12 protein-coding genes are annotated in these 14,616 nt (G+C 64.9%); 5 read left to right on the forward strand and 7 right to left on the reverse strand.

The window, feature by feature from the left end:
- Positions 1 to 7: 7 nt before the first annotated feature.
- Positions 8 to 838 (reverse strand): SDR family NAD(P)-dependent oxidoreductase, encoded by an 831-nt coding sequence (locus tag GOOTI_RS09285; RefSeq protein WP_007238326.1) that lies wholly within the window; start codon positions 836 to 838, stop codon positions 8 to 10.
- 85 nt (positions 839 to 923) lie between these two features.
- Positions 924 to 2,465: a flavin-containing monooxygenase gene (locus GOOTI_RS09290; protein WP_039993841.1), complete on the reverse strand. Its 1,542-nt coding sequence runs from the start codon at positions 2,463 to 2,465 to the stop codon at positions 924 to 926.
- 103 nt (positions 2,466 to 2,568) lie between these two features.
- Between GOOTI_RS09290 and GOOTI_RS09295 the strand changes: the two genes are divergently transcribed.
- Entirely contained in the window at positions 2,569 to 3,138 is a 570-nt protein-coding gene (locus tag GOOTI_RS09295; protein ID WP_007238328.1) for a TetR/AcrR family transcriptional regulator, read from the forward strand.
- Here GOOTI_RS09295 and GOOTI_RS09300 read toward each other — a convergent pair.
- The 4 genes from GOOTI_RS09300 to GOOTI_RS09315 form a co-directional block, all read right to left on the reverse strand.
- Positions 3,082 to 3,912, reverse strand: coding sequence for a LysR substrate-binding domain-containing protein (locus GOOTI_RS09300; RefSeq protein WP_233425462.1), 831 nt, complete (start codon positions 3,910 to 3,912; stop codon positions 3,082 to 3,084). The two genes, GOOTI_RS09295 and GOOTI_RS09300, sit on opposite strands and share 57 nt — an antisense overlap.
- A gap of 85 nt (positions 3,913 to 3,997) precedes the next feature.
- Positions 3,998 to 5,410, reverse strand: a complete 1,413-nt coding sequence (locus tag GOOTI_RS09305) for a condensation domain-containing protein (protein WP_007238330.1) — start codon at positions 5,408 to 5,410, stop codon at positions 3,998 to 4,000.
- Position 5,411: 1 nt separating this feature from the next.
- Positions 5,412 to 6,878, reverse strand: a complete 1,467-nt coding sequence (locus GOOTI_RS09310) for a peptide synthase (protein ID WP_233425463.1) — start codon at positions 6,876 to 6,878, stop codon at positions 5,412 to 5,414.
- A gap of 33 nt (positions 6,879 to 6,911) precedes the next feature.
- Positions 6,912 to 8,375 (reverse strand): condensation domain-containing protein, encoded by a 1,464-nt coding sequence (locus GOOTI_RS09315; RefSeq protein ID WP_007238332.1) that lies wholly within the window; start codon positions 8,373 to 8,375, stop codon positions 6,912 to 6,914.
- 706 nt (positions 8,376 to 9,081) lie between these two features.
- Here GOOTI_RS09315 and GOOTI_RS09325 point away from each other — a divergent pair.
- From GOOTI_RS09325 to GOOTI_RS09335, 3 genes are read left to right on the forward strand one after another with little or no spacing between them, the layout of a single operon-like run.
- On the forward strand, positions 9,082 to 10,071 hold the full coding sequence (locus GOOTI_RS09325) for a daunorubicin resistance protein DrrA family ABC transporter ATP-binding protein (RefSeq protein ID WP_007238333.1): 990 nt from the start codon (positions 9,082 to 9,084) through the stop codon (positions 10,069 to 10,071).
- A complete protein-coding gene (locus GOOTI_RS09330) occupies positions 10,068 to 10,898 on the forward strand; it encodes an ABC transporter permease (protein WP_039993832.1) in 831 nt (276 codons plus the stop codon). The genes GOOTI_RS09325 and GOOTI_RS09330 overlap by 4 nt, the downstream gene beginning before the upstream one ends.
- Before the next feature lies 1 nt (position 10,899).
- On the forward strand, positions 10,900 to 11,820 hold the full coding sequence (locus tag GOOTI_RS09335; RefSeq protein WP_007238335.1) for a glycosyltransferase family 2 protein: 921 nt from the start codon (positions 10,900 to 10,902) through the stop codon (positions 11,818 to 11,820).
- On the opposite strand, the gene GOOTI_RS09340 is transcribed toward GOOTI_RS09335, so the two are convergent.
- Entirely contained in the window at positions 11,809 to 13,086 is a 1,278-nt protein-coding gene (locus GOOTI_RS09340) for a glycosyltransferase (protein ID WP_233425465.1), read from the reverse strand. The genes GOOTI_RS09335 and GOOTI_RS09340 overlap by 12 nt on opposite strands.
- Positions 13,087 to 13,196: 110 nt before the next feature.
- Here GOOTI_RS09340 and GOOTI_RS09345 point away from each other — a divergent pair, with 110 nt between their 5' ends.
- On the forward strand, positions 13,197 to 14,615 hold the full coding sequence (locus GOOTI_RS09345; RefSeq protein WP_138985238.1) for an amino acid adenylation domain-containing protein: 1,419 nt from the start codon (positions 13,197 to 13,199) through the stop codon (positions 14,613 to 14,615).
- Position 14,616 lies beyond the last annotated feature (1 nt).

The following is a 14,616-nucleotide window of genomic DNA, read 5'->3' on the forward strand; positions in this document are numbered from 1 at the left end:
CGAGAGGTCAGCGGAACGACGATGTAACGCGCTTGGTCACGCTCGCGACGAGACCCTGGTACTTCGATGCCACCAGACGTACCCAGATGTCGAGCACGATCGCGTCGGCGCCGATCAGCACGCGCGCCTTGTTCTTCTTCACGCCCTTGATGATGGTGTCTGCCGCCGACGACGCAGAGGTGCGCGCGAGGTACTTGTCGAAGAACTGCGCGAAGTTCGCCTGGTCGTAGTCGTCGGCGACGGTCGCGTTGCGTGCGATCGCGGTCTTGATGCCGCCGGGATGCACGCACGTGACGCGCACGGGGTGCTTGGCGATGAGCATCTCCTGGTTGAGTGCTTCGGTGAACCCGCGGACAGCGAACTTTGCCGAGTTGTACGCCGCCTGGCCCGGCTCCGACAGCAGACCGAACAGCGACGACGTGTTGACGATGTGACCGTCACCAGAGGCGATGATGTGCGGTAGGAACGCCTTCGTGCCGTTGACCACACCCCAGAAGTCGACGTCCATCACGCGCTCGATGTCCTTGAACTCGGTGCGCTCCACTTCGCCGTGGTGAGCGATACCCGCATTGTTGAAGACCACGTTGACCTTGCCGTAGTGGCCCATGACGGTCTCGGCGTAGTCGAGAACCGCTTCGCGCTCGGCGACGTTGAGGATCTGCGCATGCACCGGTGCACCGGCCTCGGCGACGAGCTTCTCCGTCGTGGCGAGACCGTCGGGGTCGACGTCGGAGATCGCGAGCTTGGCACCCTGCTGGGCCAATTTCACGGCGAGCTCGCGGCCCATGCCCGAGCCGGCGCCGGTGACGACGACGACCTTGTCGCGAAAGTCCTTCATGATGTCCTCCTGTTGTTGACGTGATTGGCGGGCGTCACCGCGGTGAGGGTGCACCACGGTGGGTAAGTCGTGCGCTAGAGAGTGATCAGGTGCGGATCTCGGCCGGAGCCGAGTCGTTCTCGATGCGCGACTGCTCGTGCGCGACATCGTAGGCAGCGACGTCGAATTTGCGGGTCTGCCTACGGAAGTTGAAGGTGAATCCGGGCCACAGTGTGGTGATGTTGCCGTTCTCGTCGGCGTACCAGGATGCGCATCCGCCGTTCACCCAGACGCTGTTTCGGAGCGCGTGCTGAATGTCCCGGTTGTACTGGCGTTGCGACGTCGCGGTGACATCGCAACGCGTGATTTGTTGTGTACGAACGGTTTTCAGGTAGTCGATCAGGTAGTTGAGCTGCGACTCGATCATGTAGACCATCGAGGTGTGTCCGAGGCCGGTCGACGGTCCGATCATCAGCATCATGTTCGGGAAGCCGTGGACGAACGACCCCTTGTATCCCTGCATCCCGATCGTGTCCCAGGCCTGCGCCAGCGAGCGTCCATCGGCGCCGACGATGCAGTCGAACACAGGTGAGTCGGTGACGTGGAAGCCGGTTGCGACGATCAGCACGTCGATCTCCCGCTCGGTGCCGTCGGCTGTCACGATGCTCGACGGTGTCACGCGTGCGATGGGGTCGGTGACGAGGTCGACGTTGCGTCGATCGAGCGCCGGGTACCAGGCGTTGGATCGCAGTATTCGTTTACAGCCGACCTGGAAGCGTGGGGTGACCTTTTCGCGCAGTTGGGGGTCGCGAATCCCACGCAGGATGTTGGCGCGGGCGACCATCTCGACCGGTTTGAGTGCCGTGCGCGAGTGCGTGAGACCGAAGGCGATGAACTCGTTGAAGGCGTACACGCCCGCGCGGCTGGCGCGCTGAACGATCGGTGCGTTCTTGAACAACCAGTGTTCGACCGCCGTGTACGGCCGTTCGGTGCGGGGAACTATCCAGGGTGCCGTGCGCTGGTAGACATCGAGGTGGTCGACCTTCTTGGCCACCTCGGGCACGATCTGGATGGCCGACGCCCCCGTGCCGATCACGGCAACGCGTTTGCCGGTGAGGTCGACGTCGTCGTCCCAGCGTGCCGAGTGCATGATCGTGCCGCCGAATGACTCGATACCGTCGATCTCGGGAAGATTGGGCTCGCACAACGGTCCGACTGCGCCGATCAGATGCTGCGCGCGGTAGGTCGTCACGCTCTCGGCATCGGGGTCGGACTGTGTCGACACGGTGTCGATGAACCAGCGACGTTCGTCCTCGTTCCACGCTGCGCGGATGACCTCGGTGCCGAACCTGGCCTTGTCACGCACACCGTAGTGGTCGGCCACGTCGTTGATGTACCGGTAGATCTCGGGCTGATGCGAATAGGACCGCGACCATTGCGGGTTGGGGGCGAACGAATACGAGTACAGGTTCGATGCGACGTCGCACGCGGCGCCCGGGTAGGTGTTGTCGCGCCAGGTGCCACCGAAGTCGGCGCCTCGATCGAGGATGACGTAGTCGGTGAAGCCGTTCTGACTCATCGTGATCGCCGCGCCGAGCCCGGAGAATCCGGCTCCGACGATCGCGACCTCAACATTGTGCGTTGTCATGGTCATCACACTAGGAGCCTATTGAACCGTAGTCAATAGGCTATTGAATGATGGTCAATAAGACGCCTAGAGTGGGGGTGTGACCCAGGCGAAGCGCACCAGGATGAGTCCCGAGGCCAGACGCGACCAACTGATCGCGCTCGGACTCCAGATGATGTCCGAGCGTCCGCTCGACGAGGTGTCCATCGACGCGATCGCGGAGGTCGCGGGTGTATCCCGTGCGCTGTTGTTCCACTACTTCGATTCCAAGCAGGACTTCCACGTCGCCATCGCGAGGGCGCAGGGGGAGGAGATGCTGCGGCTGACGGCGCCCGACGAGTCCCTCGACGACCCGCTCGCCATTCTGTCGAGCTCGTTGTCGGCCTTCGTCGACTACGTCAGTGAGCACCGCAGCGCGTACACGGCGTTTCTGCGCGGAGCGTCGAGCACCGACCCGGCGATGCGCGCAGTGATCGACGGCACCCGAGAGGCCATGGCCGAGCGAGTCCTCGACCACGCGCCGGCGCTCGGGGTGGAGGTCACGCCTGCGGTACGACTGGCGACGTTCGGGTGGATCGCCTTTGTCGAGGAGGTCACCATCGGTTGGCTCACGGACGAGCAGATCAGCCGCGAACAGTTACTGGCGTTGATCGGATCGTCGCTGCCGGCGATCGCCGTGGTGGCCTCCGCGTAATCCGTCGGCGGCCGCCGACTTCCCGGTCTTCAGCGGCGTGAGTTCACGCGACGGAGACGGCGCAGCGCTTCGGAAGTGGGGGCCGATCTCGCTGAGCAGCGCAGCGGCCGCAGGGGATTCGGGATCACGCCACACCACCCCGAGACGGGACCGTGCGTCCGGATCGGAGATCGGCAGGCTGACAATGTCGTTCCATGACGCTGCCGTACTCGCGCTGAGGGCGGCGACGCCGAGTCCGCGCGTGGCGAGCATGCGTGCCAGCGACGGTGACGCAACCTCCCAACGCGGACGTCGCATCTGCCCCTGGCGCGCGAGCAGTGCGTCGAGCGCCGCGCGGGCGCCTGTGCCGCGGGTGAGTGAGATCAGGTCGATGTCGGCGATCTCGTCGGGTGAGACGGTGGATCTGGTCGCCCACGGGTGATTACGCGCGATGACCGCATGCAGAGCGTCGTCGACGATGACCCCCGATGGTAGGTGCTGCGGTGCATCCCCCGACCAGGCTGCGATCGCGACATCGAGCTCCCCCGACTCGACCTCCTCGATGAGCGCTGTCGAGATGCCTTCGCGGACGGAGATCTCGACGCCGGGATGGTCGTGATGCAGTCGAGCGATCGCGTCGAAGACCGGTCGCCAGGTCAGGCCGCTCACGGTGCCGACCCGCAGGGTCCCGGTGATGAGGCCGCGGAGATCGTCGGCTGCTGCCGCGACGGCGTCGACTCCCTCGACTGCGGCGCGCAGGACGGGCAGTACCAGCTCTCCCTCGCTGGTCAACATCACCCGACGGGTGGTGCGTTGGAGGATAGCGATGCCCAGCTCGCTCTCGAGCTGGCCAACTGGAGTCGCGTCGAGAACGGACTGATCACGCGGATTCGCGTGACTTTCGACCCACGTCCGCTCGTGGCGAGCTGACCACCGTTGACAGTTGCTGACTCCTCGCCGCATCCGACAGTGAGCCACGAACGTCGTCGATGAATGCCCGCATCGTCCGACGCGCGCGGTCGGTGTCGGGGTAGCGGGTGCGCAGCGCTAGCCCGCGGTCGGTGCGCGAGATCCAGAATTGGGCGTCGTCGGCGGTCGAGACATTGGAGATGTGATGTGCGGCAATGGATTCGTGCAAGCGCGCACCCGGCAGTGTTCGATAGTCGATGTAGGAGACCATGAAGATGTCGGAGCGGGCCTGTCGAAAGCCGCCGACGTTGGCGATGACCTGCGGGACGGGTATCTCGCCGAGGTGGATGGCGCGCCGCAGTGCCGGCCCCGTGCGACGCGCCGTCGCGGACAGGTCGCCGGTGCTCACCACGCGCACCGGTGCATTCGTGGTGAACCAGCCGACCGCGTTGAGCCACCTGTCCTCACGTCGGGTGTGCATCGGGAAGATTGTCGCGAGTTCGGGCCCGCCGCCGAGTCTGCGCACGGCGTCGGCCATCGCCGAGAGCACACCTCCGAAGAGCGTGGTGCCATTGCGCCGGCAGAACTGCTGAAACAGCGTCGCCGACGAGTCGTCGAGCAAGGGTTCGATAGCGGTCCGCTGTGGCGCTCGCTCTCCCAGGCGAACCCCGAGATCGAGCGGGAAACCGGGCAACTCGCCGTCGACAGCGTCGAAGAAGCGCAGCCAGTCGCGCATACGGTAGTCCGATATCGACACCGCCGTGGCCGACTGTTCGTCGTGGCAGTAGTCGATGAAGTTGCCGCACATCGGCAGATCGGTCAGCGGTGCTCCGTACCGGTCACGGTGCGCGGTGTAGAGGCGATGGAGATCGTCGATCACGATCGAGATGGAGTAGGCGTCCACATGTGCATGATCGAAGCCACATACGACCGTCGAACGGTCATCGCGATCGATGGCGCCGAGCAGGTACGCGGGAAACCCGAATGGCTGGCAGCCGATATCCAGTCGTTCCCACAGGGCGTCGCGCATCTCCGCTGGGCTACCCGGCCGAGACACCGACCTGGGAACCACTCGAAGAGCGGAGGGGTCGAGGCAGTGACGTTCGATGCCGGCGGTCCCGCGCACAAAGGAGGAATGCAAGGTGCCGTGCCGCGCGATGAGGTCGTGGAATGCCAGCCCCAGCGCATCACGATCGATCCGTCCCGGAAGTTCGAAGGTTCCCGCGAGCCAGGTGTGCGAGGTCTCTGCGCTGCCGAGGTGGATCGCCTGGTTGAAGGACGGGGGTATCGGTGACGAGACGGATCGAGCCGAGGTCGGATCCACTTCCCATTCGATGAGTTCACCTGCGGCAGGTAGATAGTGGTCGATCGTTGTCACCTGCATGTCAGCGACTCCCCGACACCGCTGCTGTGGCAGCCGTCTGAACGTGATCGCCGTCGATGACGTGGTCGCCCTCTAGTGCTACCGACCGGATGATGTCACGCAGACGGGTGAAATAGCGGTGAACCCGTGCCTGAGCCAATGGGGTGTCCGGAGTCTGGCTGCCGATGTACAGTTCGTCGTTGTCGCAGTTGATCCACATCGACGCATTGGCGGTCCGTCCCTCCCCGGTGAACATCACGGCTCGTTCGTAGGTCGGCGTACGGTTGCCGGGGAACCATCGGAAGTCGATGTAGGACAGCAGGTTCGGTGCTGTCATCACCTCGTTGGCCGTCAGCCCGGCGGCCACGAGCGCGGCGAGTGCCGCGGCGGTGGGGACTGCCCCGAGGTCGCGCGCTCGGGTTCGTCCGGCCCGTGCCGCAACGATGAGTTCCCGCACCGATGATGTTCCGGAGACCGGGAATTCGACCGGCGCGAACGCACAGAACCAGCCCTGCGCAGTTGCGAACTCGGGTGAGGCGGCGCGGGTGTTGAGGACCGTCATGCCGAAATACCGTTCCACGCCTGCGAGTTCGTGGTCGGTGGCGGCCACTGCTGCGTAGATTCCGTCGATCATCTTGCCGCCGGCATCGAGGCACACCTTCGTGAAGGCCTCGATCTCGGAACCGTCGAGCACGTGGAGCCGAAAGGGACGAACCGGAGCGGTTTCGCCCGGGGCGAGTCCGAGATCGAGAGAGAATCGCGGCATCCGAAACCCGTGTCGGGAGAAGATGTCGACCCATGTTCCGGTCTGCGTCGAACCGCCGGCATGCACCGCTGTGGCTGCCGACTCGAGTTCTGCGTAGTCGAAATAGTCTGCGCCTGCGTCAGTCGCTTGCGCCGCGTCGCGTCGTTCGTCGGGCGGAACGGCGCACAAGCCGCCGTAGATGCCGAGGAGTTCGTCGAGTGCCAACGCCTGCGAGACGCCGTCGGTGAGACCGTGATCGCAGGCGAGGTAGATCGAGAAGCTCCCGCGTCGCATGATGGCGCCGAAGGCGAAACCCGGGAACGACGTGCTCGGAGTCTCTTGTTCGAAGCGTCGGAGCAGATAGGCGGTCGTCGGTGGTCCGGGGACGAGGTGCCCGTCGTCGGCGATCTCGAACTCGACCGCTGCGGCGTCGACAACATGGGTATCGATGGCCTCTCCGCTCTTCCCGAACCACATCCTGAGTGCACCGTGGCGCCGGACGAAGACGGTCAGCGCCCAGGTCATCGCATCCGCATCGAGGTCGCCGTCGACGTCGGTGGCTGTCCCGATGAACGCGCGGTGCCGCATGCCGTCTGCTGCTGCCGCCATCGAGCCCCGCACGTGGTTCTCGGTGAGGAAGGTGATCGGGCCGTCGTGGGCGAGAGTCGACGCCGCTGCCGCCGCCGACTCCGCGGTCGGTTGCCACCGCAGCGCCGTACCGGCCTCGGGTCGCCATGTGTCCATCTGGATCATCCGCACGGTCGTCGTCTCCTGACGTCAGGCTGTTCTGGTGGTTTCGATCGGAACGCGGTCGCGCGCGATGTACTGGTCGAGCGACATCTCGAAGCCCTCGGCTGCGGCGACCCGCAACGTCTCACCGACGAGATCGATGAACTCACCGACGAGACCTGCCGAGTCGGTGGCCGGATACCGCGCAGACAGGGTGAGGCCATCGTCGACGCGTCCGATCCACAGGTAGACCTCTCGGTCGGAGTAGGCCTCGCTGCGTAGCGCCTGGGCTCGGCGAGCCGGCCACTCCGATGCCCCTGGCACACGACGCAAGTCGAGGTAGGACACGACGAATGCAGGTGCCGAGCACGCGCCCAGCAGTTCGGTCACTCGTCGGTAGGGCACACGGGAGTGGACTCTCGCGACGCCGAGTCCCGAGGCTGCGGCCGAGCATGCGTCTACGAACGTGGCTGCCGAACCGAGTTCGATGTGCAACGGCGCCAGTCCGACGTACCAGCCGACCGAGGTGAGGAATCTGCTCTCGTGACGGGTGTGCCACGGCATGACCAATCGGGTGTGGTGGTCGCCGGTCACACCCTGACACGCAAGCGCGATCGCAGCGAACACCGCGGCCTGCGTGCTCACCCCCACCGCGCGTGCGTGTGTGTTCAGTGCGCGGGCTTGGTCGCCGTCCGCGATGTACTCGGAGTACCCGATCTGGCGCCCACCGTCGTTCGTCTGGTGTGGACGACCGATCTCCGTCGGCAACCGATCGTGCGGCAGGAGCGGCGGCAGGTCCGAGAACCCGTCCCATGCCGCGACTGTCGGATGATCGGGAGTGACAGCGCCACCGGTCTCCCGGTCGATGCTGCTGAACTCGATGTGACTACCGACGGGATTCACCTCGACCTCTTCGTCGAGCAGCATTCCACGATAGAACTGCTGTATCTCGTTGATCGACAACATGATCGAATACGCGTCCATCACCAGATGGTCCGCGGCGAACACAACCGTGAACTGGTCGTCGGAGTCCACGGAGGAGAGAGGCGAGATGCTGACGACGCGGACGTGAGGCCAGGAGTGGGCTGAGAGCGACGCGTCGAACATGTTCGTCAGTCGACGTGCGAGTTCGGTGCCGTCAGGCACGTGCCCCACCACGTGCCTGCGTAGCCCTAGTCGGGCCTCTCGGTAGGTGCGGCGTATGACGCCCCCGGCAGCCGGTTCGCCGTATGCTGTGCGGTCGCCGATCGTATGGAAGGCCTCATGCCGACACAGCCATGCGCGTATCGCGACATCGAACACCTCTGGGTCGTACCGGTGTGCGATGGTGAACACCGCGCCGAGCCAGGATGGACGCGCGGGGGAGCCAGGCTGGCGCAGTATGGCCTCGTGCTCGTACGACAGCGGTCGCGTGTCGACCTGCCACTGAGACGGTGAAACCACCGCCGTCGGGATCCACTCGGTTGCGATTCCGCCGTCGAGCGGATAATCCGAGATCTCGGTGAACTTCATTACTTCGAATGCGCCTTTCACGTGTTTGTCGCGATATCGCGGAGCAGCACGAGAACCCTTGGGGGACCGGGGGTGAAGAGCGTCGGTGCGCATCGTTGCGCTGAGCCGGACGACGCAGCCCTGAGTGCCACGAGCGTGTCGAGAGTGAACAACTCGCGGATTCGATACGACTTCCGGGTGGCCGAAACAGAGCCAGAACTCAGACAATTGCGTCGTCCGTCATCTAGACGATAGACCCCGAAATGGGGGACGCGCATCGCCGCGCCGCGGTGACGTCGATCACTGTACGACGGTCAGCCTGTGTTCCGGAAATATTCAGACGAATCGAAATACGTTGCGCCACAGATGCACACAGATGAATGTGTGCGTCGACACAGGAGTCAGCGGTTGCGGTCCCGCTGCTACCTCGCCTAGCGTGGACCGTGATCGTGAGCGGCTGGAACGGTTGCGAGGTCGGCCGATCCGTGATGGGAGTCGGCGATGCCGCCGTCGGGACCACACGTCGCATGTGTGGTGCCGCTGGTCCGTTCTCCGGCGTCGGTGACGAAGTCGTCGTCACGCGTGAATTGATGTCGGCAATGGCGCCGTCTTGTTTCTGAAGAACCCGAAAGACGTTGTGCATTCGTCTGTTTCGTTCTCCTTGCAGGAATTGTCGTGTTGGCATCCGGTGCCTCGACCGCCTGCCGGACACCGAGGAGTTGATTCCTTGTCGCCACTGCCAGCGATCGAGACCGAGGGGCTGACCAAGAAGTTCGGACGGTCGACCGCGGTCGACGACGTCGATCTGTATGTACCGCAAGGAACTGTGTATGCGCTCCTCGGCACGAACGGAGCGGGGAAGACGACGACCGTCCGCATGTTGGCGACACTGATGCGTCGTGACAGCGGTCGCGCGCGTGTATTCGGGTACGACGTCGAAGACGAGGCGACCGCGGTGCGTGGCCTCATCGGTGTGACCGGGCAGTATGCATCCGTCGACGAAGACCTCACGGCGCGTGAGAATCTCGTGATCTTCGGTCGGCTCGTCGGATCTTCCGGACGTGCTGCGCGCGCCCGAGCGGCAGACCTACTCGACGAGTTCGGCCTGGCCGCCGCGGCTGATCGCGCGGTTCGGCACTTCTCCGGCGGCATGCGTAGGCGACTCGACCTCGCTGCGTCGATGATCACCCGTCCGCGACTGCTCTTCCTCGACGAACCGACGACGGGACTCGATCCGCGCACCAGAAAACAGATGTGGGAGACGGTGCGGCGATTGGTGTCTGCAGGGTCGACCGTGCTGTTGACAACACAGTATCTCGACGAAGCAGATGAGCTCGCAGATCATATCGCTGTGATGGATCGAGGCCGTGTTGTTGCCGACGGCACCGCGGCCGAACTGAAAGCCAGAGTCGGGGACACATCGGTGACACTCACGCTGAGCGACCCCACCTGTGCCACCTCGGCAATGGCAATCTGCGCCCCGTTCGCCTGCGGCGACGTCGTGCTCGAGGGGGCTGAACCACGAGTGGTCGTGCCGAACGCCGGAACCGACGTCCTGCCAGAGCTGCATTACGAATTGCGCGCAGGCGGAATAGAACTCGATGCGGTGACTGTCGGTCGACCCAGCCTCGACGAGGTCTTCTTCGCGCTGACCGATGGCGACGTCAGCGCGCGGCCCGACACCGGGCCTTCCGACACGCAGCGGGGTGCGGCGTGACATCCTCTGTGGATTCCGTATCGGCGGACGACAAGGTGGGTCGGCGTCCGCCGTCTCCGAACAGAGTCCCCGTCCGCGCGGCGATCGGACAGTCGGCGACGATGGCACGTCGGGGGCTGCTGAAGATCAAGCACAACCCGCAGCAGTTGTTCGACGTGATCGTGCTTCCGATCGTGTTCACGATCATGTTCTCCACGATCTTCGGCGGCGCTATCGCCGGTAGCGTCAAAGCCTATCTGCCGCTCTTGATTCCCGGTGTTCTGGTGCAGGTGTCGGTTGCCGCATCCGTGGTCACCGGTGTGCAGTTGCGCGAGGACCTCGACAAAGGCGTCTTCGACCGATTCAAGTCCTTGCCGATCGCCCGCATCGCACCGCTCGCTGGAGCGCTCGTGGCCAACGGTGTGCGTTATGTCGTGGCGACGGTGATCACCGTCGCGGTCGGAATGCTCATGGGGTACCGCCCCCACAGCTTCGGCGGTCTGGTGCTCGCGTGCGTACTCGTCGTGCTCGTCGCCTTCACGCTCAGTTGGGTTTTCGCTCTGCTCGGTGTGTTGTTGGACAAGGCGTCGACCGTTCAGGGTGTGTCGATGTTGGTGCTGATGCCGATGACATTCGTGTCCAACGCCCTGGTCCCCATCGCCACCATGCCCGGTTGGATGCAAGCCATCGCTTCGGTCAACCCGGTCTCGCATCTGGTGTCTGCTGCGAGAGCGCTGGCAGACGGGCAGGCCGCCGGTCTGCAGATCGCTTACACCCTCGCCGGCGCAGCCGCTGTACTGACCATCTTCGTCCCGATCACGTTGCGTACCTACATGCGGAGAACATGACATGACACTGGCACCGCTCGCTGCGAGCGACTCGAATCGACTCGGGAAGACGCACACAATCACCCTGTCGGTTGTCGTTCCCGTCTACGACGAGGAGTCGACGATCGGTGAGTGTCTGGACCGACTATGTGCTCAGATCGCCCACATTCACGAGATCATCGTGGTGGACAACAACAGCACCGATCGCGGGCCGGACATCATCAGGGCTCTGGCGCAGAAGTTTTCACAAATTCGGCTCATCACTGAGCCGCAGCAGGGACTTGTGTTCGCGCGCAATGCCGGAATGAACTCTGCCACGGGTGATCTGGTGGCACGCATCGATGCGGATACGCGAGTCGGTCCCGACTGGGCGGAGACCATCGTCGATTTCTTCATGGCTGACGGCGCGCAGGCATGGTCGGCGTTGTGTGGTCGCGGCGAGGCGTATGGGGTGCCGTTCGACGGCCGTTTCGACAAGTGGAAGATCAGGCTCCATCCGCTCAATCGGGATCGGGAGGTTCGCGCACCGTCGGAGATTCCCGTGCTCTATGGCTCGAACATGGTTGTGCGACGCGAAGTGTGGTCTCGTATCCGCGATCGTGTGAGCATGCGTCGGGACATCTTCGAGGACGTCGATCTCGGACTGTGCGTCCAGGACGCGGGTGGACGCAACGCCTTCCTGCCTGCGTTGACGGTGGGAGTCTCGCCGCGACGGATGGAAACCGGTATGTCGTCGTTCGTGACATACATGAGTTTCCTGCCGCGAACATTTGCGCTTCACCGACGGTATGGACTCGCGCTCGGCGCAGCGGCTGTCTACCTACCGGCGTTGACGGCGCTCCACGGCGCGCGACTGTTGGTGTTGCGTTCCTACGATCCCGAGACGGGCGGTTTCGGGGTACGAAACATGCTGCGTCAACGGCACGATCGACTACTTCCGTGAGCCGGTGACGACGTGTGTGACTATGTCGGCCGCGGCCGTGACCGCCTCTGTCGGATCGATCATGCTACGTGCCACGTCGGCAGCTCGCTCCGCGACCTCCGGAGACAGCAGTGTGCCGAAGGCTGCCAGGAGGTTCTCTGTCGTCACCCGGGCGACAGGAAGGGTGGCGCCCAGGCCCGACGTCGTGATCGCGCGGCCCCAGATCGGTTGGTCTGCGCCGAACCAGGTGACGAGGGTCGGAAGGCCGGCCCGCAATCCCGCTGCCAGCGACCCGGCGCCGCCATGGTGTACGGCTGCGCGGCAGAGCGGAAGGATGCTGCGGTGATCGATATGGCCGACCACGCGGATGTCGTCGGTCGCGGTTACATCTGCACTCGACATGAATCCACTCCAGCCGCCCGAAACAAGAAGACGCACACGGTGTTGGGCCGCCGCCTCGCGGAAGGCGGTCGCCAGGCGGTCGGGATCGCGGGGCATCATGCTCCCGAAACCCACGTAGACCGGCGGGTCCCCCGCGTCGAGCCAGCCGCGCAGATCATCATCGAGCCCCGTGTCGCCGACACCTGCGCGCTGGCGTGGGGCGAGATCGAAGAACCCGACCAGTGGGCGGCGTCGATTCCATTCGGCCGCAAGGCCATCGAACAGCACCGGATCATACGCTTGGATCTCGGGAACGCCCGTCGTCTCTATCTGCGATGCATAGGCCGTGCGCGCGGGCGGAAGACCGATGTCGGCACGCAACGTGTTCTCGGCACGACGCGTCGCGAACCACAGGGTGTGCTCGACGAGGCGCCAGCTCCACAGGTTGAGCGCCCCGGGGCCGTCGATACCGAACTGGGCAAGCAGCGAGGTGCTGCGGTTGGGGCGGATCGGACAGTAGTGGAGCGGAATGTGCGGGATCGCACGAACCTGCGCCACGTTGTGAGCTCGTTCCTGCCCGGCACTCGTGGCGACGACGGCATCGGCGCGTTCGGTCAGGTCGAGCAGCTGCTGCTGCATCTCCCGGCCCCCACGCACGCTGATCTCGGAGATGGCACGCAGACGGCGCAGCGGATTGCGCGACTTGAGATCGGACCGGACGAGGTCGGAGTCGAGGAGTTCGCGCGTCTGGCCGCCGTAGGGTTCGGTAGCGATACCCGCCCCACGCCCGAACTCGACGAGGTCCGGTGGCGCCGCGAGGGTGACGTCGTGGCCTCGGGTGTGCAGTTCTGTCGCGAGCGCGACAGCAGGTTGCGCGTCGCCTCGACTTCCATTGACTGCCAACACAATACGCACTCCGCAGTTCTCCGTTCGTCGGCGCTCGTCGAACTGTTGACGACTCCGATCCTACGCATTCCGCGCAGTCCTGCAGTGCGGTCACACCGGAGGTCCACGACATGACGACTACACAGCACAAGACAACCGCGCGGCAACCGGTCGGCGCTCGCATGCGTCCTACGCGGCAAGCGAGCCGAGGAAAGGCCGAGGCCGTGTCGCGCCTCGCCGACGAGGATTCCACCTACTGGTTGTTGGACCGAGGCCTCGGGTGGTCGGTTGTGCTCCAACTGGTGTGGGAGATTCCCGGACCTCTCGATCCCGCTGTCGTCTCCGCGTTTGCCGACAGTCTCTCGCGTGGCGTCCTACACCGCAGGGTCGTTGCGCCGCGCGTACCGGGTGCGCGTCCGAGTTGGGTGAGCGCTGACGGTGTCCTCGCGCCCGTGCTCGACTCCGCGCGCGTTGCGTCGTCCGATACCCACCGCTGGGCTACGTATGTGCTCGCCGAGGTGCAGCTGGATGCGCAGGGCGGTCGGTGCTGGCAGGTTCGCGCAGCGGTGACCGAGTCGGGCGACACCTTGCTGTCGCTGTGCGCGCTCCACCTGGTGACCGACGGTCGCGGCCTGATCACAGCAGCCCGCCGGGCGCTGGCCTCCGACGGAGGCGAGACGGTGGCCGAACGGTCCGCAGCGCAACCTCCGACGCTCGTCGCTGACGGGCTCGATGTGGTGAGGCAGGTGCGGGCATCGACGGTCGGAGTCGCCCGCGCCCTGCGTCATCGTCGAGGAACCTCCGATCCGGTGGGCGATCCGCGCCCGCAACGCTCGACCCCGGCGAGCCGCGCACGGTCGGCCGAGCCGCGGTGGGCGACGGTGACGGTGTCGGCAAGCGAATGGGACGCGGTGGCCGCCCGCCACGGCGGCACTCCGAATGCGTTGTTCATCGCCGTCGTCACCGGCCTGCTCAGATCGGGAGGTTACGCGCCGATGGGCGTACCGCTGAAAGTCGGTGTCCCGGTTGACAGGCGGAATGGCACCGACGACGACCGTGCCAACGCGACCGCAGGCGTCTCGGTCCTGCTCACCGACGATCCGGCTCCGGGAGAGGATCTCTCGCGCATTCGACGCGCATGCAAAGAGGCCTACACCCGGTTGGCGAATGGCACTCGCGCACCTACCGCGCACCTCCATCCGCTCGTGTGGCTTCTCCCGACACGGTTGCTGGTGTCGGCAGCAAGCGCGGGTTCGGGGATGCCGGATGCGGTCGTGTCCAATCTCGGCGACGTCGACGACGCAGTGCTGCGAGTCGGTGGACATCGTGCTCGCCGCCTCGCATTTCGCGGGACAGCACAGGGTGTCGACCCTGCAGGCGATCACCGTTTCGGTGACGGCGTCCAATCGTGGTCACTGCGGACATCCGAACACGTGACCTTCAGCGTCCTCGCGTTCGACGAGTCGGTGTTCGCCGACGAACACTCCCTTCGCGCGCTACTCGCCGAGGAGTTGGCCGCGTGGGGTCTGACGACTTCCGACATCTGGTGAG

This window comes from Gordonia otitidis NBRC 100426, assembly GCF_000248075.1.
Classification (GTDB): domain Bacteria; phylum Actinomycetota; class Actinomycetes; order Mycobacteriales; family Mycobacteriaceae; genus Gordonia; species Gordonia otitidis.

What these genes read in the sequence shown, in the direction of transcription:
- GOOTI_RS09285 (WP_007238326.1), bottom strand. Translation starts at nt 838, where the DNA reads ATGAAGGACTTTCGCGACAAGGTCGTCGTCGTCACCGGCGCCGGCTCG.
- GOOTI_RS09290 (WP_039993841.1), bottom strand. Translation starts at nt 2,465, where the DNA reads ATGACAACGCACAATGTTGAGGTCGCGATCGTCGGAGCCGGATTCTCC.
- GOOTI_RS09295 (WP_007238328.1), top strand. Translation starts at nt 2,569, where the DNA reads ATGAGTCCCGAGGCCAGACGCGACCAACTGATCGCGCTCGGACTCCAG.
- GOOTI_RS09300 (WP_233425462.1), bottom strand. Translation starts at nt 3,912, where the DNA reads ATGTTGACCAGCGAGGGAGAGCTGGTACTGCCCGTCCTGCGCGCCGCA.
- GOOTI_RS09305 (WP_007238330.1), bottom strand. Translation starts at nt 5,410, where the DNA reads ATGCAGGTGACAACGATCGACCACTATCTACCTGCCGCAGGTGAACTC.
- GOOTI_RS09310 (WP_233425463.1), bottom strand. Translation starts at nt 6,878, where the DNA reads ATGGACACATGGCGACCCGAGGCCGGTACGGCGCTGCGGTGGCAACCG.
- GOOTI_RS09315 (WP_007238332.1), bottom strand. Translation starts at nt 8,375, where the DNA reads ATGAAGTTCACCGAGATCTCGGATTATCCGCTCGACGGCGGAATCGCA.
- GOOTI_RS09335 (WP_007238335.1), top strand. Translation starts at nt 10,900, where the DNA reads ATGACACTGGCACCGCTCGCTGCGAGCGACTCGAATCGACTCGGGAAG.
- GOOTI_RS09345 (WP_138985238.1), top strand. Translation starts at nt 13,197, where the DNA reads ATGACGACTACACAGCACAAGACAACCGCGCGGCAACCGGTCGGCGCT.